This is a genomic window from Inhella inkyongensis, from assembly GCF_005952805.1.
GTDB classification, from domain to species: domain Bacteria; phylum Pseudomonadota; class Gammaproteobacteria; order Burkholderiales; family Burkholderiaceae_C; genus Inhella; species Inhella inkyongensis.
The window spans coordinates 2,481,674-2,505,479 of record NZ_CP040709.1 but is presented as its reverse complement, the minus strand read 5'-3'; the positions used below and the strand labels follow the sequence as shown (position 1 = coordinate 2,505,479).

14 protein-coding genes are annotated in these 23,806 nt (G+C 63.0%); 7 read left to right on the top strand and 7 right to left on the bottom strand.

The window, feature by feature from the left end; all coding sequences use genetic code 11:
- Positions 1–80 precede the first annotated feature (80 nt).
- Entirely contained in the window at positions 81–830 is a 750-nt protein-coding gene (locus FF090_RS11825) for an RNA methyltransferase (protein WP_138856915.1), read from the top strand.
- Between the two features lie 59 nt (positions 831–889).
- Positions 890–1,654 (top strand): serine O-acetyltransferase, encoded by a 765-nt coding sequence (gene cysE / locus FF090_RS11820; RefSeq protein WP_138856914.1) that lies wholly within the window; start codon positions 890–892, stop codon positions 1,652–1,654.
- Here the strand turns inward: cysE and mog are convergent.
- Positions 1,635–2,222: a molybdopterin adenylyltransferase gene (mog, locus tag FF090_RS11815; protein ID WP_138856913.1), complete on the bottom strand. Its 588-nt coding sequence runs from the start codon at positions 2,220–2,222 to the stop codon at positions 1,635–1,637. The two genes, cysE and mog, sit on opposite strands and share 20 nt — an antisense overlap.
- Positions 2,222–2,791, bottom strand: a complete 570-nt coding sequence (yjgA, locus tag FF090_RS11810; protein ID WP_138856912.1) for a ribosome biogenesis factor YjgA — start codon at positions 2,789–2,791, stop codon at positions 2,222–2,224. Before yjgA ends, mog begins: the two co-directional genes overlap by 1 nt.
- Before the next feature lie 26 nt (positions 2,792–2,817).
- Between yjgA and pmbA the strand changes: the two genes are divergently transcribed.
- Both pmbA and FF090_RS11800 read left to right on the top strand, forming a co-directional pair.
- Positions 2,818–4,191, top strand: a complete 1,374-nt coding sequence (gene pmbA, locus FF090_RS11805; protein ID WP_138856911.1) for a metalloprotease PmbA — start codon at positions 2,818–2,820, stop codon at positions 4,189–4,191.
- 88 nt (positions 4,192–4,279) lie between these two features.
- Positions 4,280–5,365: a TRAP transporter substrate-binding protein gene (locus FF090_RS11800; RefSeq protein WP_138856910.1), complete on the top strand. Its 1,086-nt coding sequence runs from the start codon at positions 4,280–4,282 to the stop codon at positions 5,363–5,365.
- Positions 5,366–5,446: 81 nt separating this feature from the next.
- Here FF090_RS11800 and truD read toward each other — a convergent pair whose 3' ends face one another.
- Positions 5,447–6,469, bottom strand: a complete 1,023-nt coding sequence (gene truD / locus FF090_RS11795) for a tRNA pseudouridine(13) synthase TruD (protein WP_138856909.1) — start codon at positions 6,467–6,469, stop codon at positions 5,447–5,449.
- A gap of 562 nt (positions 6,470–7,031) precedes the next feature.
- On the opposite strand from truD, the gene FF090_RS19265 reads away from it, so the two are divergent.
- A complete protein-coding gene (locus tag FF090_RS19265; RefSeq protein WP_175423624.1) occupies positions 7,032–7,199 on the top strand; it encodes a hypothetical protein in 168 nt (55 codons plus the stop codon).
- A gap of 514 nt (positions 7,200–7,713) precedes the next feature.
- On the opposite strand, the gene FF090_RS11790 is transcribed toward FF090_RS19265, so the two are convergent.
- From FF090_RS11790 to FF090_RS11775, 4 genes are all read right to left on the bottom strand, one after another.
- On the bottom strand, positions 7,714–11,691 hold the full coding sequence (locus tag FF090_RS11790) for a hypothetical protein (protein WP_138856908.1): 3,978 nt from the start codon (positions 11,689–11,691) through the stop codon (positions 7,714–7,716).
- Between the two features lie 491 nt (positions 11,692–12,182).
- Positions 12,183–13,589 carry a TniQ family protein gene (locus FF090_RS11785; protein WP_175423623.1) on the bottom strand — a complete coding sequence of 469 codons (1,407 nt, stop codon included), beginning with the start codon at positions 13,587–13,589 and terminating at the stop codon, positions 12,183–12,185.
- A 13-nt stretch (positions 13,590–13,602) separates the two neighbouring features.
- Positions 13,603–14,784: an ATP-binding protein gene (locus tag FF090_RS11780; protein WP_138856906.1), complete on the bottom strand. Its 1,182-nt coding sequence runs from the start codon at positions 14,782–14,784 to the stop codon at positions 13,603–13,605.
- Positions 14,781–17,462: a TnsB C-terminal domain-containing protein gene (locus FF090_RS11775; RefSeq protein WP_138856905.1), complete on the bottom strand. Its 2,682-nt coding sequence runs from the start codon at positions 17,460–17,462 to the stop codon at positions 14,781–14,783. Before FF090_RS11775 ends, FF090_RS11780 begins: the two co-directional genes overlap by 4 nt.
- Before the next feature lie 761 nt (positions 17,463–18,223).
- Here FF090_RS11775 and FF090_RS11770 point away from each other — a divergent pair.
- Positions 18,224–18,424, top strand: coding sequence for a type II toxin-antitoxin system antitoxin (locus FF090_RS11770; RefSeq protein ID WP_138856904.1), 201 nt, complete (start codon positions 18,224–18,226; stop codon positions 18,422–18,424).
- A gap of 47 nt (positions 18,425–18,471) precedes the next feature.
- Positions 18,472–23,805 carry a DEAD/DEAH box helicase gene (locus FF090_RS11765; RefSeq protein WP_138856903.1) on the top strand — a complete coding sequence of 1,778 codons (5,334 nt, stop codon included), beginning with the start codon at positions 18,472–18,474 and terminating at the stop codon, positions 23,803–23,805.
- Position 23,806: the final 1 nt, after the last annotated feature.

Here is a 23,806-nt window from a genome sequence, read left to right as displayed (position 1 = left end):
CCGCATCGTGCGACGCGGCAAAAGCAAGGCCGGCCCATGTATCCATCAGACCGGCCGCAATAATGCCCGGGATTCTACTGATGTTGACGAGGCCTTCTGTCGTGCATTCCACACGCTTCATCTTGATGAATACGAGCCATCCGGGCAATGTCGGCGCCGTCGCCCGGGCCATCAAGGTGATGGGCTTTGGTGAATTGGTGCTGGTGCAGCCCCGTTTTGCCGATGTGCTGACACAGGACGAGACCCTGGCCTTCGCCAGCGGTGCCACCGAGGTGCTGGAGCGCGCCCGCGTGGTGGGGCGCCTGGAAGACGCGCTTGATGGTGTGCAGTTCGTGGTGGGCACGGCCATGACGCCACGCGACTTCGGCCCCCCCTGTCATGCGCCACGCGCCCTGTTCGAAGAGCTGGCCGCGCGGCCCGAGCCGCCCAGCCTGGGGCTGGTGTTCGGCAGCGAACGCTATGGCATGGCCAATGAGGATGTCTATCGTTGCCATGCGGTGGTCTCCATTCCCACCGCGCCCGACTACGGTTCGCTCAATCTGGCCCAGGCGGTGCAGATCCTGGCCTATGAATGGCGCCAGGCCTTGGGGGGCTTTGCGGTCCAGGGGCGCACCAAGGCACCCGATCTGGCCGATGCCCAGGCCGTGCAGGGTTTGCTGACCCATTGGCAGCAGGCGCTGGAAGCCGTGGGCTTTCTGGACCCGGCCGCGCCTCGCAAACTGATGCCACGCCTGAATCAGCTCTTCAACCGCGCCGGGCTGCAAAGCGAAGAGATCCATATCCTGCGCGGCATTGCCCGTGCCATGCAGGCCGCGCCGAAAGACCGTTGAGGCGCGCTCCAGAGCCGTCTTCCCTACACTCGCCGACCCTCTCCGGACTCTGATTGCCCATGTTTGCCCGCCTGCGTGAAGACATCGCCACCATCCTCGAGCGCGACCCCGCCGCGCGCAGCGGCTGGGAGGTGTTTTGGTGTTATCCGGGTCTGCACGCGCTGATCATTCATCGGCGCGCCCATTGGCTGTGGCGGCGCGGCTTCAGCACCCTGGCGCGTTTTGTCTCGCACCTGGGGCGCTTCTTGACCGGCATCGAGATCCATCCCGGCGCTCAGTTCGGCCGCCGGGTCTTCATCGACCACGGCATGGGCGTGGTGATCGGCGAAATGGCCGAGATCCATGACGACGTCACGATCTACCAGGGTGTGACCTTGGGCGGGACCACCCTGGTCAAAGGTGCCAAACGCCATCCCACGCTTTCAAAGGGCGTGGTGGTGGGGGCCAACGCCTGTGTGCTGGGCGGCTTCACGGTGGGCGAGGGCGCCAAGATCGGCTCCGGCGCCGTGGTGACCAAGCCGGTCCCCCCCGGGGCCACGGCGGTGGGCAACCCGGCCCGCATCATCGAGGCCAGCCAGGCCCAGATGCGCGAGGACGCTGCCAGCAAGATGGGCTTCTCGGCCTATGCCGTGACGCAGGGGGACGATCCGGTGGCGCAGGCCATGAAGGGGTTGATCGACAACGCCGCCGGCCACGAGCACCAGATCGCACTGCTGTGGCAAGCCTTGCAGCGCCTGGAAAAAGGTCTGGGTGACTGCGTGCCGGCCGACGCCCAGGCCACCGAGCACTTCGACGCCGAGCAGCTCAGCCGGCTGGTGAAGTAGGCGTCAGCGCGGGCTTCTGCGCCGATTTGGGCCGAAACGCCTTGCAGACCGATTCGTCGGTTTCCAGGTAGGGCCCACCGATCAGGTCGATGCAGTAGGGCACGGCGGCGAAGATGCCGGGCACCTCGGGCAGCCCGCCCAGAGTTTCGGCAATGGCCTTGGGTTGGCCGGGCAGGTTCAGGATCAGGCTGCGGCCGCGCACCCCCGCCGTCTGTCGCGACAGGATGGCTGTGGGTACAAAGCGCAGCGAGATCTGGCGCATCTGCTCGCCAAAGCCGGGTAGCTCGCGCTCCAACACATCGCGGGTGGCTTCGGGTGTCACATCGCGTGGTGCCGGGCCGGTGCCGCCGGTGGTCAGTACCAGGTCGCAGCCAGCCTCGTCCACCAACTCGCGCAGGGTGGCGGCGATGGTGGCGCGCTCATCCGGAATCAGCCGGGGCTCGAACTCGATGGGGTTGCGCAGCGCGCGGCTGAGCCACTCCTGCAGCGCAGGCAGGCCCTTGTCCTCGTAGACGCCGCTGCTGGCGCGGTCGGAGCAGCTGACGATGCCGATGCGCACACCGTCCATCAGGCCTGCTCCGGTGCGGGTTGTTCCTTCAAGAACTGGAACAGTTCGCGAAAGCCACGGCCGCTGCGGGCTTCCGGGTTGGCCGCCGCGTCCTTGCGGGCCGAGCGCACCAGGCTGCGCAGCTGCTGCACATCGACGCCCGGGTGTTCGGCGATATAGGTTTGCAGGGCCTCGTCGCTGGCGATCAGCTCGGTGCGCACGAATTCCAGCTGGTGCAGGCGCAGCTGGTCCTGCGCATGGCCCAGTCGGAAAGCCGCCACCGCCTCTTCAAAGGGCTGGGGGTCGACCTGGCGCATCAGCTTGCCGATGTATTGCAGCTGCCGGCGCCGCGCCCCATGGGCGGTGATCTTCTTGGCGTCGCGCAGGGCGATGCGCAGGGTTTCGCCCATCTCCAGCGCGTTCAGGCGCGAGTCGGGCAGGCTCAGCAAGTCTTCGCCCAACTTTTGCAGCGCATCGCTTTCGCGCTTGAGTTGGGTCTTGCTGGGGCCGTACTCGTCTTCGTCGTCGGTGTGCAGCAGGTGCGAGGGCGGTCCGGGCCGGGCGCGCTTGGGTCGATCAGGGTTTGCCATGGGCTCATCATAATGAGCGCCCCTTGATGACAGACTCACCCATGACCGCAGCCCAAGGCTTTGCGCATTCGCGCGACGAGTTCCAGGACCTGGTGGAACGCACTCTGCAAAAGGCCCGCGAGCGTGGCGCCAGCGATGCGGCCGCCGAGGTCAGCGAGGGCGCCGGCCTGTCTGTCTCGGCCCGCCTGGGCAAGCTGGAAAACGTGGAGCGCAATCGCGACAAGTCCCTGGGCGTCACGGTCTATCTGGGGCAGCGCCGAGGTCATGCCAGCACCTCTGACTTTTCCGATCGGGCGCTGAGCGACACCGTGCAGGCCGCCTACGACATCGCCCGCTTCACCGCTGAAGACCCGGCCGCCGGCCTGCCCGATGCCGAGGATCTGCTGCTGGAGCCGGCCCCGGATCTGGACCTTTTCCACCCCTGGAGCGTCGACGCGTCTGCGGCGGCGGAGATTGCCCTGCGCTGCGAAGCGGCGGCCCTGCAGACGGATCGGCGCATCAGCAATAGCGAGGGCGCGGCGGTGTCGGCGCAGCAGTCGCACTTCTTTGCGGGCAACTCACGCGGCTTTCGCGGCGGCTATGCCAGCAGCCGTCATTCGGTGTCGGTGGCCCCGATTGCCGGGCGCGGGGCGGGCATGCAGCGCGATGCCTGGTACAGCAGCGAGCGCCGCGCCGAGGATCTGGCGGCACCCGAGGCCATCGGCCGCTATGCCGCCGAGCGCGCGCTTTCGCGCCTGAAAGCGCGCCGCGTGGCCACGGCGGAAGTGCCGGTGCTGTTCGAGTCCACCGTGGCGGCCGGCTTGCTGGGCGCCTTGGTGCAGGCCACCAGCGGTGGGGCGCTCTACCGCAAGGCCAGCTTCTTGCTGGACAGCCTGGGTCAGCCGGTTCTGGCCTCGCACATCGATGTGGAGGAAGACCCCCTGTTGCCGCGTGGCAAGGGCAGCTCGGCCTTTGACGATGAGGGGGTGCGCACGTGCGCGCGCAAGGTCGTGCAGGGCGGGGTGCTGTCGGGCTATTTCCTCTCCAGCTACTCGGCGCGCAAGCTCGGCATGAAGACCACCGGCCACGCTGGCGGTTCGCACAATCTGGCGATGAAGAGCCGTTGCACCGCGCCGGGTGATGACCTGCCCACCCTGATCCGACGCTTGCACCGGGGGTTGTTCGTCACCGAGTTGATGGGGCAGGGCGTCAATTACGTCACCGGCGATTACTCGCGTGGCGCCAGCGGTTACTGGGTCGAGAACGGCGAGATTGCCTTCCCGGTGCAGGAGGTGACGATTGCCGGCAATCTGCGCGAGATGTTCCAGGACATCGTGGCCATCGGCAACGACCGCTACACCTTGGGTACCAAGACCGTGGGTTCGGTGCTGGTTTCGCGGATGAAATTGGCCGGCAGCTGAGGGAAAACGCGGACCCCTGCGCGGTGTCAGATTGGGTGGGTCTCTCTAGACTGCGCCCGCTGATCATTCACCGTTGAAGGAGTCCTTGATGGAGCGTCGTTCCTTTGTCGGCCAGGCCGGTTTGGCTGGCATCCTGGCCGCCGGCATGGCCCCGGCCGTGCAGGCCCAGACCGCCCTGCGTTGGCGGCTGGCCTCCAGCTTTCCCAAAGCGTTGGACACCATCTATGGGGCGGCCGAGGTGTTCGCCAAGAAGGTCGCCGAGATGTCGGGCGGCAAGTTCCAGATCTCGGTGCATGCCGGTGGCGAGTTGATGCCCGCCTTTGGCGTGGTGGATGGGGTGCAGAACGCCACCGTCGAGATGGCCCACACCGCGCCCTATTACTTCTTTGGCAAGGACGAGACCTTTGCTCTTGGGTGTGCCATTCCCTTTGGCTTGAACAGCCGCCAGATGACGGCCTGGCAGTACGAGGGCAATGGCCTGAAGCTGATGCGTGAGTTCTACGCCAACTACAACATCATCCATTTCCCCATGGGCAACACCGGTGCCCAGATGGGCGGCTGGTATCGCAAGGAAATCAAGGGCGTCGACGACATCAAGGGCATGAAGATGCGTATTGGTGGCTTCGCCGGCAAGGTGCTGGAGCGCATGGGCGGAGTGCCCCAGAACATCCCGGGCGGCGAGATCTACCAGGCGCTGGAAAAGGGCACCATCGACGCCGCCGAGTGGGTCGGCCCCTATGACGATCTGAAGCTGGGCTTCTTCAAGGTCGCGCCCTTTTATCACTACCCCGGCTGGTGGGAGGGCGGCCCGCAGCTCGACCTCTACATCAACACCAAGGCCTATGCCGGTTTGCCGGCTGAGTACAAGGCCATCGTTGAAGCGGCCTCAGCCTTTGCGCACACCGAGATGCAGGCCCGCTACGACGCCCGCAACCCGGCCGCGCTGACTCAGCTCCTGGCCAACAAGACCAAGCTGGTGCAAATGCCCACGCCGGTGATGGATCTGGCTTTCAAGGAGTCGATGGCGCTCTATAGCGAGATCGCAGCCAAGAACCCGAACTGGAAGAAGGTCTATGAGGACTACGCCGCCTTCCGCAAGGAAAGCAACCGCTGGTTCCGCTACACCGAGGCCATCTTCGATCGGTACATGCAGAGCAAGGTGACGCAGCTTTAAGGGTTGGCGTAAGGGCTGACGCAACAAAAAGGGCCGCATCGGGTGATGCGGCCTTTTGTTCTTATCGGGCCTCAGCCGACTTCATTCAAGCGCTGGAGGGTCGCCTTCGGCCTGTCGCTCCGGCTCGGTGGTCTGCAGGATTTCGCTCAGCAAAGCCGTTGCGTACGTGCCCGCAGGCAGGGAAAAGCTGAGCACCAACTGGTCAGCCTGCGGCCACTCCCAGGTCATGTCCACCGCAGAGGCCACCAGGGGGCGTCGCTCCTGGTCCAGACCGGCGTGCTCCAGTCCATCGCACAGGACGGCGTGCCGCTCGGCCACGCTGTTCTCCAGGGCCTGCGCTTGGTCGGTGCTCGTCACCCGGCCGCGACCCCACAAGGGGCCGGTGGGCCGGCCTGCAGCGTCCATCACGTCACCTGGTAGGGGCTTGCCCCAGAGTCCTTGCTGAATTCGCAGCGCCAGCACTTCATTGAAGACAAAGGAGCGCACCGCTGAGAGATAGATGCCCTTTTTCTTCGGGTTGCGCACGCGAATCTCGCGCGCCAGCATGGCCCGGCCTTGCTCGACGTTGCCGCCGTCAAAGCCGAATCGCTGTGCGCCGAAATAGTTGGGGGCGCCCCTTGAGGCCACGGCCTGCAAATTGGCCTCGATCGCTGCGCGCTCGCCAGCGACATCCCGCAGCACGATGCGAAAGCGGTTGCCCTGCAGATCGCCGGGGCGTAGCTTCTTGACATGCCGGCTTTGGCTCAGGACCTTGAATTCCGGGTGTTGCAGCTGCGTCAGGTCGGGCGTCTCGCCGGCCTTGCCGGTGGGCAGATAGATGCTGAACCACTGCCGAGTCACGGCGTAGCGGTCCTTCAGTCCGGCATAGCCCACATCCCAGTCCTTCACCCCGGCCGCCTCGGCCAGCTGCTGCGCGACAAAGGCGGTGTTGGCGCCGTTCTTCTCAACATCCAGCCAAAGGTGCTCGCCAGCCCCGGAGGGCAACTGCAAAGGCAGTTCCGTTACCTGGAAGTCCTCGTTCAGGACCTTCAGCCGGCCGCTGGCGCCACTGTCTGGATAGGCCTTGGGCCACTGCGGAAGGCTGGTGTAGAGAGCTTCGGTCATGAGGAAGATGTGGCAATGGCGACAGAAAGAGCCGAGCGCTCGAGGCGCAAAACAAAAAGGGCCTGGCGCGAAGCCAAGCCTGCGACATGGAGCATCAAGTTGCACTGACGGTGCAGCAACGGATTGCACTTCTGGCCCGCGAAGGCCAGATCTGCTGCCGAGATTTGCATGCGGCCCCGTCTGTTAGGTGAATCAACGCGCTGCACTTTGCACAAAGGCTTTGGCTGCCCTTGCACTTTGTCGTTCGCATCGTGCGGCCGGTTGGCGATCCACCAGTTGCCGCTCAGGCGAACTACCTCAAGGCTCGGGCCAGCGTGGTGAGCTGCATGGGGAACCAGCGCCCGGCACGTCCGGCCGGGCGATTGAAAGGCGGGACGCGGCCGTCCGCGAGCCTGACAGTTGGATGCGTGCAGAAGTCCATAACCCGCGTAGCATCTGCGTAGGCCTCGCGGACACGAGGTTCCGCCCGTTCTCGCGCTGCATCCAGCAAGGTGATCTAGAAATGGTGACATCTCAGAGAAGGCGCCGAACCGAGCTCAATCGGCGCATCGGAATGCTCTTGATGCGGCGTTTGCTCGGCTCGCTGGAAGGCCAGATCTGGGATCGCATGCGCGCTGTCGGACGCGAGTTCGGCAGCCCGGATTTTGATCGCCTGATGGAAGAGGACTATCGCCTGCGTCAGGGCATTTTCGATCCAGTACTCGCCACGAACATCACAAAGCGCCCATAGGGTTTGCCAAGGGCACGCTACTCGTTCCGCAGGCCTTCGACACACCCTTGCCTCATGACGCCCTCGCAGACTCCAATGGCGGTACTGAGCTCAATTCGCTCGACTATCGCCGGCAGCAATCGAGGGTGCCGCTTCGATCTCCACCCTGAGAATCGGCCATCATGCGCAGCGCTCGATGACGGACGCTGTCGCTAGCCTGCACTGACCAGCAGCGCTCGCTTTGATTGACCGCCGCTCGTTTTGCCGAAGGGGTGCTGTGTAGCTGTTGTGACCGGTCGCTGCAGCGGAGCAAACTCACGCTGATGATCATCAAGCGGTCGTTGACGATGGCAGACAGGGGCGAGCGCGAAGGCGACCTGTCCGCAGCCTACCGGCTGAAGGCGACGCTAGCGGGAGTCAGTGCCGCACTGGTGACTAAGCAGTGTCGGCTCGAATCGTCGCATTCCCTTCGGGCTCGGTGCAGGGCTGAAACCTGTCTACGAAACCCCAGAGCGATTTGCCCTGAGGCGCACGGTCACTCTTCCTTGTTCTTAGGCTGCATGAACTGGAGCACCTGGTCGACACAAGCCGGGTCGCCCAGGTCATCCAGCGCGGTATCGCGCAGCTTGCCCTCGCTCCCGGCCAACGCCCAGGAAACCCCCACACTGCCGGGAGGCAGCATCCGTCCGACGCGTTCTGCCAACTGCTGGTCCCGCTCCCGAAGCACCTTGATGGCGAGGAGCAACAGCACGCGCCGGCTCGAAAAGGTTGAGAGTGTCTCGGCGGCCTTGAGCATTGCATCCGTGTCGCCCGCGTAAGCCAGCAACAGCAGCAGCCTTGACGCGACGCGCGGAATCTTGCCAGTCAAGACCTTCGGCGTGATGCGCTGCAGAACCGAAGGCGCGATGTGCTCGTGCGCGACCATCAAAGCGTGCGCTGCCTGCTGCCGAATCCACTTGTCGCCAGGACTAAGCGCGATGTCCATCAGTGCCTCTTGGAAGCGCTCCTCCGCCTGGTTGACCAGCAAGACGAAGATGGCGTAACGAAGATCCAAGTCGCGGGTGTCAATGGCCAGGCTGTACACGTCATCGGCAGTCGCTGCGTTGAGTGCGCCCAGTTTGCCCAGCGCTTCAATGGCGGCCTGCGCGATCGGGAGGTGCTCCTCCTCGCCGTAGTAGGCTGATCGAGTGGACCACCCGTTCTTGGCAAGCCGCAAGAGCGTAGCGCGATGATCTGGATGCGGCTTCGCGTCGAGCAAGGCTACCAGGGTTTGACAAACGCGGCTGCCCTTGTTCTCGGCAAGAGCAAGTATCGATGGTGGCAGCGGAGCCGGCAGTGGCGTAGCCACAGCAATCAATGCTGGCGCCACTACGTCTGCGAACCGATGGGATAGGCTAGCCTGAACATCCTCAGCCATGCTGTGTCGAATGGCGAAGTCAATCGCGAGCTCTGCGGCCTTTTCGTCATCAGAATGCGCCAGGAGCCACCGGGCGTCTTCCGCAGAGCCGACTGGCATGTACTTGTCTAGCTTCATCCGGAAAACTCGCACCTCCTCGCTGGACGAGCTGATTCGACCGACCAAGGACTGCGCTTCGGTGGAGAGAACCGGCACTTGCTTCTTCTCGAGCGCATAGGCGGCCTCGCTGACTTCGTCGAACGGGCTCAAGAGCGATGGAGCAGTCCAGGGCGCTGCGCTTTCCTTGTGAAGCTTCTCGGAGACATCGCGCCGGTCGCGCAGGTCGCCAAGTTCCACCGCAATCTCGACCAATCGGGCCTCTTTGCTCTCCCGGACCAACTGGTCAATCACGCCAGGAAAGCGAGCAGCCGCGTTTTCAACCAAGCAAGTTAGTGCGCTGATCCGAACACCGGGGTCTTGATGGCCTGTGAATACCAGATCCACAAGATCCTGTTCGACCTCCGGTAGCCAATGTTTGGTCAAGACGATCCAAAGTGTGCCCTCGCCGTCTCCGTGGCGTGCGACCCGATAAACGTCCCTCAGCTCGTCGGCGGGCACCGGCACGTCCCCAGCAAGGCGATTCAGCCAGCGCGGAAGCAGTTGATCGCGATGTCGGTGCTTAAGTAGAAGTTGGTACCCCGATGTTGCACGTACCTTGTCGATGTAGCTAGAAAGAAACTCGCCGGCAGTCCAGCCGCTGTCATCGTCAGAGTAGTACTGGACGTAGTCCTCGTTGAACTCCTTGTTCTTGACACCGAGCGAAAACTCCTCAGCCCGCCGCAGCTCTGCCTCGCTCGGGGTGAGCTCTGCCACAGCTAGGTCCACAATCGCCTCGAACCCCTGAAGATCCCTCAGCGCGCCTGTCGAAATGGCGTCCTCCGAGCTGATGTACCCGAAGTACACCGCCGTAGAGGCTGCATCAAGGAACGCAGGCGTCAAGTTAGGGGCCACGCGCTCGATCGCCGCCACGAAGTCTGCGCGGAAGTCATCGCGGCCATGGGGTAGCATGTCACGGATGAAAGTCTCAACGACCATCCTGACCGAGGCGTCTGCCCGCATACGTTCATACCAGGCCTCCGGGTGGCTGGGTTCTCCCCAGGTCATGTGCCCCCCAAAACTTCGGTCGGGCCGGTGCAGAAGAAAGCGTGCCACCTCCGCGATATTGCAGGTGCTGGATCCGACTGCCTCAGCAAGTCTGAGGTTCCGTTCGAACTCCTTGCCACCCTCGCAGACCGCGCCGACCAGCCACGTATCAATCTTTGCCTGAACCTCAGACGAGGGCTTGGGCCGCAGCTCTGGCGTCCTATCCAGTGCATAGAGCAACCTGGCCGACGCGGCAATGCCCCACGACTCGTCGGGTCCATTCGACGAAGAGAGCGTCTCAATCAAAAGCCGCAGCGACTTGACCGTAACGTTCTCCGCCCTCTTCAGCGCCTGTTCAATCCCGGCCTCAACCCGCGGATGATAGTAAGACACCGTGCCCTCGGACTGGCGCAGGTTCCGCGCAGCGACGAAGAAATTGACCAGCGGCATCGCTCCCTTTTCAAAGGCTTCGTGCGCGTCGGCAAGTGCACCGTCGATCTGGCGCAATAGCTGTAGCGCCACCTTGTCATTGGCCTTCAGCAGCCCCCATAGCACGGCTGCGGCGCGGACATCTTCGCGCTCCTCAATTTGGTCTACCACCGTCCGTTCAATGGAGTCCTGGTGGGCGCGCTGAATTGCGTCGGTGATCAACTGGGAGTCTGAGCGCCTTTCCCTGTCCGCAGGTGTGGCCATCGCGTCGAAGAACTTCTGGATTTCGAGCGGCGTTGCAAGCTCAGCCAGCACGACCGCCTCGTTTTCTTTAACCAGCGTCTGGACGTTGCGCGGCAGATTGCTGATGCGGGTACGGTAGAGGCGTTGACGCTCGCGCACGCCGTAATGCTCGGCCTCAAGGCTCACTTCCCAACGCTTGACCGTTTGTAGCGCGCCGGAGCTTCTGGCGACGTCCAAACGCGAGGTTGCAACGACCAGCCGATCGGGCCGGGCGTGCGCGAAGTGCTGGGCGAGCTGATCGTTCCATGGGCGACTTCTTGGATCGAAGTCGTAGCGCCCCCATGGGTCCTCGATGTCATACAAAACTGGCGGTGGCGTCCTGTCGTCCCTGATCTGTTCAGGTCCGAACTTGATGGGAACCCTTGTAAGCCCTGGAATGTCCTTGCGAAGCTCGTCGTAGAGCTTCAGTGTGGCCATGGTTTTTCCGGTGCCCGACTGGCCAATGATCAACGCCGCATTGCGCTCGAGCATTGCCGCTTTGATCTCTCCCCAGTTGATTGGCTTTATGTAGTGCTCGAGCTCAGGAGAACTGGCGATGTAGCCGTCGTGAGCACGGATGACTTCCTCAAGCTCCGCGCGCGTCCAGCGACCGCCACCCGCCCCACCCATGCGGGCCCGGGCTTCGTCCCGGAGCTTCCGGCGGCACTCTTCCAATTTCGCGTTCGGCACGCGTAGCTTCTCCGAGAGTAAGGCCTTGATGTCGCGCTCGAGCCGCTCGAAATCCTGGTTCCCGACGATTGCCACCCGCCCAGCTGAACCCGCGGGCATCGCATCCTTGATGGAGACGGCCATATCGATGGCCTTTGGCCAAAGCCCCGCGCTGCGAACCTGTAAGCCGCGGGCGCCTCCATTCACAGCAGCGGAGGTCACCAGTAGGTATCGATTTCGCGGATCCGCCAAGCGGCTCGCGGCCGAAGGACGGTTTGTTCCGTGCTCGAGCAGCCCTTTCACCCCAGCGACAGACCAAGCGTCGCCGCTGCGGAGCTTTGCCTGAACTATTAGTCGGTACTGTTCGACCATGGCGGTCGTCACCACACGCCCAGGCTCGGTTTCGGCAAGATCTGCTTCGATGTCCTCCTCTGAGGCCGGCTCGAGGACAACCTCCTTTGCGAACTCACTCGACAGCACCAGGTCAAGCGCCAACCAGACGGAGACGTCGATCTGATACTCATAACCGGTCATCGAATGACTGCCGGAGCCGGCTTTCCTCATGCTTGGCGCTTTGGCATTCTTGTTGCTCACGTCTTGTCCTTACCTATGAATCAACAGTCGTTCTCGCCAGCGTACTAGACGTCAGCGGCCAGCCAAATCCTTGAAGACTGCCAGCGGTCAGAAGGGTAGAAGAGCTTTCGGTGCGTCAACGGTTTGGGGCTTGACCGACGGGCGCTTTTCCTAGCCGCGCGCGTCCTCGTTGCGTCGAATTGAGCAAGTCGGCTCCGCCAATAGCAGCCGTCCACGCACCGCTTCCGCCTGTGAATGATCGGCGATGCGTGAACAACGGCCGGTCGGCGCCTTCGTGAGCAATGACCGATGCCGGTCAAAGCCGCCACTCGTAGCATTGACGACGAACGACAGCACCCAGACTGATCCGATCATCACCAGGACGCGCAACTGATGAGCCCGGAGTCCACAAACAGACTCGTGGCCTTGAGTGCGCTCAAGCGGCTCTTTGTCCCGAAAACAGAGCGTCGCTCGGTGAGTGCCGCCTTCTTGAGTCAATCGGCGCAGACCCGTCAACCAATAGTCCCCAGGGGCTGGGCGGCGGAAGACGTTGTTTTCAGGTCCGCAGGCCTCGCTGTCTGCCGAATCGCAGCTGCTGTCTCGAAGGCTTTCTTGCGAATGCGCGGGTCCTTCATCGTGATACCTTCGGCCTCAAGAGCACGGTAGATCCCTCGGCGCGTCGGCACCGTGTTTTGGGTGACGAGGGCGCGAACAACGCTCTCAGTCTGGTGCAGGAGAGCGTCTAGTCGCTTTCGACTGAGGTCGGCCATGACCTCGGTTCGATGAGCAGCGAACGCCCTGTAAAGGTCGCCACACTGATATCGGATGTAGGCCACGCTGGTCCCGAACTTCCCGGCAAGGTCGGTTGCGTCCAAATAGCGATCCGACACATCCAGCGAGGCGGCCATTTCAGCCATCAGTCGGTCCATGTCCTCCCGGGACAGCCGGTGGAACTTCCGAGTTCTCGGCGTTGCGCCGGTCCGTAAGGATGGTGGGCTGGTCGACGGCGGCTCGGACAAGAGGTGAACTGGATCGAGGTTCAGTCGAAACGCGACCTCCAGGAAGCTGGTGAGTGTTGGCCGCATACCCCGAGCCAGCCAGTCGCGCATGGTGTCAAAGTCCATGTGGAGGCGTCGTGCGAACTCGGCCCCTGACTTGCAACCGTGCAGTTCGCAGAGCTGTTGAAGGTTCTGAGAGAAGCGGCCGATAGTCGCAAACTCGGGGGCCACGGCCCCCGTCGCGATCATCTTGGAGACGGCATCGGCATCGAAGAGCTGTCGCGGCGTCGGCTCTGACTCTTCCCACAGGCCGGTGCGTGCTCCGAGGCTTCCGCTGCACGCCCAACATCTTCCGTAGGCGTTGCTATCCGAAAGGACTCGCTGGAGGCGGCCGCAACGCAAGCACTCGTTCACAAGGGCCGAGGCGTGCACGGGGCAGTGACTGACGCTCCGACAGGACCACAGAAGCGGATACACGCACGGTTCTGAGCGGTCGATGTTCTGTGCCAGGCAACTCGGGCACCAGCGCATCGAATGCTCCAGCAGCCCTCCGCCTTTTGGGTCGAGCAGGTCTCGCCAGGGAATGAACGTGCAGCGTTGCAGATCATCACGCCCCGTCAGCGCGTTGAGGGCGGCAGAGACCTCGATCGCGTACTTGCCGAAGCCGTTGATCGTTTTGGCGTAGTCTGTGGAGAAACGATGACCGCAGCTGACTTCACAAATTCCGGTGCGCGGCAACACGAACTCTGTCATCAAGTCGCGGACGCGGAGGCAGTGTCTCGCCGCAAGTCGATGCAGGTAGCTCAGCAAGGATTCGTGCAACGCGGTTCCCGCATCGGCGGGCTCAAGGCGGTACAACGCGCTTCTTGGCGGAAGATCCTGTGCTTCATCAGCCTCAAAGAGATCGGGACAATTTCTCACGGCAGCGCTCCCCTCACGCGGACGTTGACGGGGCCGGGTCGGAGGCTGTACGCACTGCATCTCGACTTGGTCCCCGGTTGCCGACCTTGCTCGATTTGCCACGCTTTTGGGGCTTCTCTTTCTCCTCGGTAGTTTGGGGCGGAAAGGGCGCGTCAAGTGCGGGCATGCTGTCGAGGCCGAGCTGCCTCGCGAGCTCGTCGTCCGAGCACTGCAGCAAGCGGGCTTCCCCAGCTTTCGCTTCTTCAGTGAGTTGCAGAACAGTGCCGTTCAGAAGCGCCGCCTCCTTGATGGCAGCTCTCGTCAAGACCGGTGCCCCCGGCTTTGAGAGGACAGAAACGAGGGCTCGGTCCAGCCAGTCTTTGAGGACGCCCACGCAACCTACTGACCGTGCCAAGAAGTAGTCGGCATGCTGAATGAGATCTGCCTCCTTCTCGATAGGAATGGCTTCGAGAAACGTATGCAGAACGTTGACGAATGCCTGCGGCGCCTGGCCTTGGGCACCTGTCATCAAGGATGCGCCAGCATCGAGCTTGTAGCGCGGGAAATGGACGACGTCCGACCGCCGCAGTAGCTGGCCTCCGCCATCCAGGATACCGAGGAGGTCGTAGGCGCCGATCAAAAGGATTGGCTTCCGGAGCTGCACTGCAAGTGATTTCAGCACCTCGAACTGCAAGATGGGTATGCCGCTCTTCTTGATGCGTAGTAGGGCGCTGGCCTCTTCAATGATCATGACCTGAACGTCACGACTTTCGATCAAGCTTTCGAAGCTTCGCCTGAGCTCCTGGGGGATAAGGCCCCGTGCCGAGTTCACCGTGGATCCGTCGAGTTCCACCTGCATTTGGGGGATGAACTTCTTCCGAACCAGCGCCTCGTTGGCCTTTACAAGGGCTCGGGTGAAGAAGTCGCCCCAGCTGAAGTTACCGTCCAGCGGAGACGTGGCCTTGAATGACAGATATGGCAAAAAGCCTGGGTCCCGCTCCATGCGCTCGGCGTGCAAGGCACAAAGATGCCGCTGCACGGCCCGAATGATGGTGCTCTTCCCCACCCCACTTGGGCCCACGAGTGCAGCAACGGTTTCCGGTCTGGGGCTCGTGACGAGGCGAATGACGTGATCCAGAACATCCTCCAGCTGGTCGTGCTTGACGATCTTTTCGCGAAACCTATTGATCCGGGGGTCGAGGTGGGAGTCGTTCATAGGTCCTCCAGGATGCGGGGTTGAAAGGCAGAGGTCGACTTGCAATCAGGTGCTGGCACAGGGCCAGGCTTTGGAGCCGGAGGTGTCTGCTGCCGCGAATCGGTCAGCTTTGCCCTGTGGTTTTGAGCCTCCAAATCGTTGCGGGCTTGTCGCGCGACGTCTTCCTCAAGTTCTCTTTCTGAGAGGAAGGCGGCAATTCGCGCGGCATTCAGCCGCGCTTTTCGTCCGCTGATCCGGTCAGTTAGCCTGATCTGTTCCGTGGCTCGCTGAACAGCACGCTCCGTCAGCATCGAGAAGACGGCGAAGTGCTCTGAATAGCATGCATGCCAGGAGCCATTGACACACGCATAGGCGACGCCGCAGTTGAAGGGGTCGTATCGAGCACGGACGGATGTGCCCTGGACGCCAGGTTGATTGAAAACTGGGCTTCTGAACCAGCGGTAGTTCACCTTGATGCCCGCCGGGCAGACCTTGGCATGGCCCCTGTGCACTTCGGGGCAACTCTCCATCAGGAACTTCTCGTCGTACGGGATGACGCGGTGCTTGCGCTGCCCGTGGGATCTGAGGCCCAGTGCCCAGGCCTCGTTTGGCGACATGTCCAGGCCGGTGTGATGGTTGACGTGGTAGACCTCATCCAGATACGCCTGGAACCCCTCGTCAAATCGATCCATCGTCCAGACCGCGTGTCGGGTGGGCTCGACCTCGGGGCTCACGCGCCTAAAGTAGTTCTCCACCACCTCTGTGCTGCCCATCAGCCGCTTGATGAACTGCTCTTGGGAGGTGTTGAAGATGCGCTCGCAGACACTGCCCTCTCGGGGTTTTCCGGCGCGGCGTTCGCGCTTGTCGATGCCGAGCGAGGCCACTAGCTTTTCAAAGTAGACGCCCTTGAACTCTGAGCCCTGGTCCACGACTAGCTTTTGATGGACGCGTCCGTGACGTCGGACGCAGTCCCGCATGACCATCATGCAAGACCGATAGCTGGGTTCGTCGAAGCTCAAGTAGTAGGCAAGAACCTTCCGGGTGTTGCCGTCAATCAAGATCGTGAGCCAGATCGTGTCGACGATCTTGCCCAGCTCGCTGTGGACAAACTTCAGCGGTATGGGTGTGTGGTCGATGTGCCCGATGTGCCAGGGGCGAACGCCATGCCTGGGTGTCGTCCATTCCAGTTGTAGGTAGTGGGGCTCTTCGTCATATGCCGCCTTCTCCCCAAGCCGAGCTGCCGTTTGAGCATGGCCCGAATGCTTCTTCACCATGCGGCAGAACCACTCGTACGACACTGGCGGAGCACCTTCTGCAGAGGCGGCTAAGCAGTAGTGACCCCAGACCGTGATGCGGTTCTTCGCCCGGATCGTTGCGAAGTTGGCGTGGATGTGCTCCTCCGCCAGCGTGAGCGCTCTGTGTGATGCCTTTGGCGTCCGGTTGCCGCTGCGTCGCGGGATCAGGCCGGCAAGTCCATTGCCGTAGAGCGCTTCGGCCTCACGGAAGGCCGCCTTCCAGTACTTGACGGCCCGCGTACTTCGCTTTGCCAGCGGGTTGTTCTCGATGTTGGCTCGGCCCTCTAGGACCTCAAGCCTCCAGATGCCCTCCTGCAGTTCGCTCTTCGATGCGTTCTTCAGAAGCTCGACACCAAGGTCCACGGCTTCAAGCAACTCGTTCGCGGACACAACGAAGATCTTCCTTGCCCGAACCAGTGCGTCAAATTCTGTGGGCGAGAGTTCTCCCAGTTGATCTCGTGCCTTGGTGTCGAGGCATCGGACGGTGAACCTGGTCTCTCCAGCGTTGACGATCTTCCATGGCACCCCGTCCCACAGGAACTTGGTCTCGGGCACGAGCTCTACTGCAAGGGCTGGCAGGGCGGTCGCCGGCGTGGCGCAGGGAAGGAATGACTGAAATGCTGTGAAGGCCGTCTCGTCGCGGTAGACGTACGCACGCTCTTGGTCAGTGAGCCGCTGGGTGTCGATTGGGAAGAAGACCTGCCGGCGCGCGATGGCCAAGTAGATGGCGTCCGCCGGAATTGCTGGCTCCAGATGAATTAGGTCGAAGAGGCACAGGCGGCACTGCCCGGCGAGTCGGTCCAGCAGCTCAGCAGTGGCCGCGCACCTGGTGGAGGAGGGCTGCTGCAGGAAGTAGTCCTTGAGCAGTTCGAGGTTCTCGTGGCGAGCCCAGTTGTTTTGTGCGCTGGATCGGACCTTGAACGAGCAGCCGAGGGCTTGCGCAGCAGCTTCGGCAGGTCGAGACCGCCACGTGCCGTCAGCCTCCTGCTGGTAGCGCCCTGGCATCTTTTGGGCCAAGCGCTGCAGTTCTTCTTCACGCTTGCACTCTATGAACTCGAAGCAATCCGCCGTGATGCGCAGGTAGTCTGGCGTCGTGTAGACCGATGTCTTGCGACGTCCGTCCGGAAGCAGGTAGAAGATCTTCAGTTTTGGGGGCTGACCGTAGAACTCCAGCGTGGTCTCGTCGTGGTCCATGTCGACGAGGGTCACGTACTCAGTGCTCTCGGCCTCTGCTTCCACCACGAAGGGCATCTTGAGCGGTGTGTAGCGCAGCTTGCCTGAGCACTTGTTGGTGCTGGTTGCGCGCGATGGCGGTTCCGCACGGACCCGCCGGATGTACTCGCGACCAGCCGCTGGCATAGCGAGCCGGTCAAACAGCTCGGCCAGCTCGTCGTCGGTCAGCATGGCGAAGCCACCTCGTGCGACGCGGTCGTCGTCTCGTCGGCGCTGCCCTTCGCGCGCCGGCGGCAGGCGGACCGGCCTTTTTCGGCGTAGCAACGCCCCTGCGCTGATCTGGTGTGGCGCATATCTAGTTTCTCCAGGGAAAAGTTGACCCGTGGCGAAACCAGAGCTAAATTCCAGATGTCACCCCGGAAAGCGCCCTGCTTTCTCCAATCTTGTGCAGGGGAGTGGCTGCTCCCCTGCGCTAGTGCGGATCAGTAATTGGGTTGGCGAATCTCCTTGAATTTCGACCGAACAACTGTTTGGCAGCGCATTGACGTTGCCAAATACTGTCGATGCTAGGTTATGGGCGCTAGGGGCGCAAGAGGATTGCGCCGGCGCTAAGTCCTTGATGCCGGAAGAAAAATAGATTCAACGGCTGCTCTCTGATAATGTGCCCCGCGCATGTCAAGGGCACATTTCAACGTCGCGCATCATTGGCGATGGTCAGCTCATGACGCGCAGGTTGCGCTCCGACTTTGTGCCGCCGTCGTTAATAAGCGCTGCTCATTTATTCGGAGTGGCCTTAGGCGGAGGGCGGCTTCGGCGTCATATTGCGGATGTTCAACGAACAGTCCTGTGGGGCTGCGACTTGATGGTGGTGCCTCAGCTGCGCGATGGCACCTCGTGCGCGGACCACACGAACTCCGAAGATTTCTTTGGCCCGGAATGAGCTTCACTGATACGCTTGGCAAAACGCTAGCGTTTTTCACACAGGAGCTTCCTTGGCCGTCACCAAAACCGAAGTCGTAAGCGTCCGCGTTCCGCCCGACGTGAAAGCGGCCTTGGTCGCTGCGGCGGAGCACGAACGCCGCAGCTTGGCCTCCATGGTCGAGTTCATGGTGCTGGATTACTGCAAGAGCCGTGGCATAGCTCCCGGATTGCAGGCGGTGGATAAAGCGAGTAAGGCAAATCGATCGACTTAGACCGACCAGAGAGGTTGGCATCGAGATCGGCAGGGAGGAGTAGAAGCATGGACGTCTTTGAATTCCGGGAGCACCTCGTCGGCGAGTACGAGCAGTTCACCCGCAGCTTCACACGCATCCGGTCCGATGACATTCGGGCCTTCGTCGACCGCGAGTACGACAGCCAGCGCTACTGGCCAGAGCCACTCATCCAAATCAACCCGAACTACCGTTCGGGGGGCACGGTCGATGAGCTGGTCCAAGCAGGCCAGTTGAGTGCCGAGTGCTCGGACATCTTCCGTCTGGGTAAGTCGGCCAGTTCCGTCGGGGTGACACTGCCGCTGCACAAGCACCAGGCCGAGGCCATCAGCTTGGCTTTGGCCGGTGAGAGCTACGTTCTCACCACCGGCACGGGCTCCGGCAAATCGCTCAGCTATTTCATTCCGGTCGTCGACGCCTGCCTCAAGGCCAAGAAGGCCGACCCCACCCCGCGTACGCGCGCCATCGTCATCTACCCGATGAACGCCTTGGCGAACTCCCAACTCGAGGAGCTGAAGAAGTTTCTTGGCTCTGACCCTGCAACCCGCGCTGTGAGCTTCGGCCGTTACACCGGGCAGGAATCGGACGAAGAGCGGCAAGCCATGGCGGCCAAGCCACCGGACATCCTGCTGACCAACTTCATGATGCTCGAGCTGCTGATGACCCGGCAGAACGACATCGACAAGGCGGTGATGCGCAACGCCAAGGGCTTGCGCTTCCTGGTGCTGGATGAACTTCATACCTACCGTGGTCGCCAGGGCGCCGATGTGGCGCTGCTGGTGCGCCGCGTGCGCGAAGCGCTGGCCGACGAGCTCATCTGCATCGGCACCTCGGCCACCATGGCGTCCGAGGGCAGCCAGATGGAACGCAACGCCGTCGTCGCACGAGTGGCTCGCCGGCTGTTCGGCACCGCCATCGCCGACCGCAACGTCATCACCGAGACCCTGCGGCGCACGACGCCCGAGAGCCAGACGCTCGAATCCATCCGCAGCCGCCTCGGCCCCGCTATCCGGTCTGGCGTTCCCGCCGGCCTTGGCTTTGAGGCCCTGGCTGCGCACCCGATGTCGGTCTGGGTCGAGTTGACGCTGGGCCTGACCTACGAAGACGACAAGCCACGGCGCGCACGTCCGCGCACCCTGGCCGACGCCGCCATGCTGCTGCACGATGCCTCCGGCGAGCCTATCGAGACTTGCCTGGCCTACCTGCAGCAGTTCATGTTGCGGGCCTACGCCGTCACCGATGCCGCCGGCAAGAGCCTGTTCGCGTTCAAGCTCCACCAGTTCATCGCTGGCGGTGGCAAGGTCTTCACAACCTTGGAAGCGCCAGGACATCGTGCCATCACGCTCGACGGTCAGCAGTTCGTCTCGGGCGATGACGAGCGGCAGCGCCGCTACTACCACGTGCACTTCTGCCGCGACTGCGGCCAGGAGTACATCCCGGTTTGGGATACAGACGGCCACGAGGGCCGGACGTTTAACGTTCGCAGCATCGAAGAACGGCAGCACGACGACGAGCAGGTCAAGTTCGGCTTCCTGATGCCGGATGGCCGCGGCCTGTGGGACCCTGAATCACTGGAGCGCTATCCGGAGTCCTGGCTCGAGGAACGGGCCGATGGCGAGTGGCGCATCAAGTCTGGCCAACGCAAGTTCCTTCCCCAGTCGGTGAAAGTGCGACCTGATGGTGTTGTCAGCACCGACAGCGGCCTGCCAAGCTGGTTCATCCCGGGCGCCTTCCGCTTCTGCCTGGCCTGCGGCGTGTCGCACACAACGTCCGGCAAGGACGCATTGCGCCTGACTTCGCTTTCTGGCGAGGGTCGCAGCTCGGCGACGACGATGCTGACGTTGTCGGCCCTGCGCTACCTGTACGAGCAGGACCAGGAGTTGTCGGCCGATGCCAAGAAGGTGCTCGGCTTCTCCGACAACCGGCAGGACGCCGCGCTGCAAGCCGGGCACTTCAACGACTTCCTCCAGGTGCTGCTGACCCGGTCGGCACTGCTGTCGGCGGTGCGCAAGGCCGGCGGCCGGGCACTGTCCGAGCGTGAGGTCGCCAACGCGGTCTTCGAAGCCCTGGGGTTCCACCGCGATGACCCCGCCGTGCGTGCCGAGTACATGCAGCAGCCGGAGGTCAAGGGCAACACCCGACGGCAGGTCCAGGAGGCCATGCGCGGCATCCTGGGCTACCGCAGCTACTTTGACTTGCGCCGAGGCTGGCGATTCAACAATCCCAACCTCGAACAGCTCGGGCTGATTCGCATTGGCTACCAAGACATTGACGACCTCGCCGCCGACGCCGCCGAATGGGCCCAGGCCCCGCAGGTGCTCCAGGCGGCCAGCCCGGCCGAGCGCGCGAAGGTGTTGCGCGAGCTGTTCGACTTCATGCGCCAGGGCCTGTGCATCGCCACGCGCTACCTCGACCGCACCGAACTCGAGCAGCTTCGCACCCAGAGTTACGCCAACCTGTGCGAGCCCTGGGGCTTCACCGAAGACGAACGCCCAGTGCCGTCCCGTTGGTTCGCCACTTCGCGACCGCGCGAAGAGTCTGACCGTCGCGGTCGTCGGGTGGTGGTCGAAGACTTCCTGGTCATTGGCTCCAGCCGCTCCCGCCTGGGCAGGCTGCTTCGCCAGGGCAGCACCTGGGGCGGTGGCAACCCCTACTACAAGCACATCAACGACCAGACCTATCCGGATGTCATCCAGGCGCTGCTGAAGGCTGCCGAGTCCTACGGCATGGTCAAGCGCGAGGAGACGGATTTCGGTGTGCTGGGGTGGCAGCTGAGCGGCACCGCGTTGCAGTGGGAGCTCGGCTCTGGCGAGAGCAAGCGTCAGGCCGAGGACAACGCCTTCTTCCGCAGCCTGTACCTGAACATCGCCGGCCTGCTCGACAGCCCCGTGCACCAACTCTTCGAGTTCGAGGCCCGCGAGCACACGGCCCAGGTCGAGCAGGAAGACCGGATGGAGCGCGAAGCGCGTTTCCGTTTCACCGACAAGGACCGTGCCGAGTGGCGCGGCAAGAACGGCGTCGAACTCGAGTGGCTGCCGGTGCTGTTCTGCTCCCCGACGATGGAGCTCGGCGTCGACATCTCGTCGCTTAACACCGTCTACATGCGCAACGTGCCGCCGACGCCGGCCAACTACGCCCAGCGCAGTGGCCGTGCCGGACGTGCCGGCCAGCCGGCCTTGGTCATAACGTACTGCGCATCGCAAAGCCCGCACGACCAGTACTACTTCCGCGACCCCGTCCGCATGGTGCACGGACAGGTGAACGCCCCGACGCTGGACCTGGCCAACCTCGAACTGGTCAAAAGCCACATGCACGCCATTTGGCTGGCCGAGACCAGCAAGCGCCTGGGCAACAGCGTGCGCGACCTGCTGGACATGAACCAGCCTGACGTGCTGCCGGTGACCGAAGAGATGGCGTCGGACCTGGACAAGTCAGAAGCGAAAAAGCGCGCGCATCAGCGTGGCCTGAAGGTGCTAGGCATGTTGACGAACGAGCTGACGCCCACGAGCGCGCCTTGGTACACGGACAAGTGGGCCGAAGCTGTGTTCCAACGAGCGTACCAAGAGTTCGACGGTGCCCTGCAGCGCTGGCGCGACCTGTACCGCGCCACGGCACAGGCTATCGAGCTGAACTTCAAAATCGAGAACAACCCCGCTGCCAGCGAACGCGAGCGTCGTGAGGCCCAGCAGCGTCACAACGAAGCCCGCAAGCAGCGTGACTTGCTACTGGCAGGCGACAGCGCCTTCAACAGCGACTTTTACACCTACCGTTACCTCGCCAGCCAAGGCTTCCTGCCGGGCTATAACTTCCCGCGCCTGCCGTTGCTGGCCTACCTGCCGGCTCGGCGTGGCGCCATTGGCCGTGAGAGCTTTCTGTCACGGCCGCGCTTCCTGGCGCTCGGTGAGTTTGGCCCCTACAGCCTCATCTATCACGAGGGCAGCCAGTACCGCGTGACCAAGGCTTTGCTGACCATCACCGGGTCAGACCAGGTCAGCGAAGGCGCTCGCCTGCCCACTGAAATCGCCCGCCTGTGCCCGGCGTGCGGCTATGGCCACTTCCGCTCACAGCGCGACTCGGACCGCTGCATTTCCTGCGGGGCGTCACTGTCCGGTGCTCAGGAAATCAAGAACCTGTACCGCATCGAGAACGTCTCCACCAAGCGCGCCGAGCGCATCACCGCCAACGAGGAAGAGCGGGTACGCCAGGGCTACGAGATGCAGACCACGTTGCAGTTCGCCGAAGCCGACGGCAAGTTGCAAATGGTCACGACGGTCGTCGAGGATGACGAAGGCCCGTTGCTCGAGATGCAGTACGGCCCGGCCGCAACGGTCTGGCGCATGAACTTCGGCTGGCGCCGCCGAAAAGAGAAGGCCATCCAGGGCTTCATGATGAACCCGGTCACCGGCCACTGGGTTGGTGGCGTCGACGATGGCAACGGCGAGAAAGAGGCTGAGGGCGAGGCCCCGCCGGACAAAACACCGCCGCAGCGCATCGTTCCCTACGTCGAGGACCGCCGGAACATCCTCATCGTGCGCCCGCACTACCGCCTAGGCGAGCTCGCAGCTGAAACGCTGACCACGCTGCAGTACGCGCTCAAACGCGGTATCGAGGCGGTCTACCAGCTCGAAGAGAGCGAGCTGATGGCCGAGCCCCTGCCCACGCGTGACAACCGCCAGTCCATCCTGCTGTTCGAGGCAGCCGAGGGTGGCGCTGGCGTGCTGACGCGCCTGGCCACCGAGCCCGACGCGTTGGCTGCGGTGGCTGCCAAAGCCTTGGAGGTGCTGCACTTCCTGCCGCCGCCAGCGGGCCAACCGTGGGCCCGCAAGACCTTGGCCGAAGAGCTCGACCACGACGGCAAGCCATTGTGCGAGGCCGGCTGCTACCGCTGCTTGCTGTCGTATTACAACCAGCCTGACCACACACTCATCGACCGCAAGGACAAGGATGCCGGCGGGCTGCTGCTAGACATCCTCTGCCGCCTGACGGCTGCCCGGGCTCACCAGGGCACGCAAGGTCGCGGGCCGCAAGAGCACGACGCCGAGCTCGCCCGCACCGCAGGCAGCACGCTGGAGCAGGCCTGGCTGGACCACGTCAATGAGCACGGCTACCGCAAGCCTGACCGCGGGCAGCACACGGTCAGCGGCGCCAACGCCTGTGCGGACTTCTTCTACGACGACCTGAATCTCGCTGTCTTCATCGACGGACCTCATCACGAGACCGACACCCAGCGGGCTGCGGACGCCGCCATCGACCGAGCCCTGGACGAACTGGGCTATCTGGTGGTGCGCTTCCCCAAGGAGCAGGCTCGCTGGCCCGACATTTTTAAGAACAACGCCGACCTGTTTGGTCCAGGCAAGGCCTGAT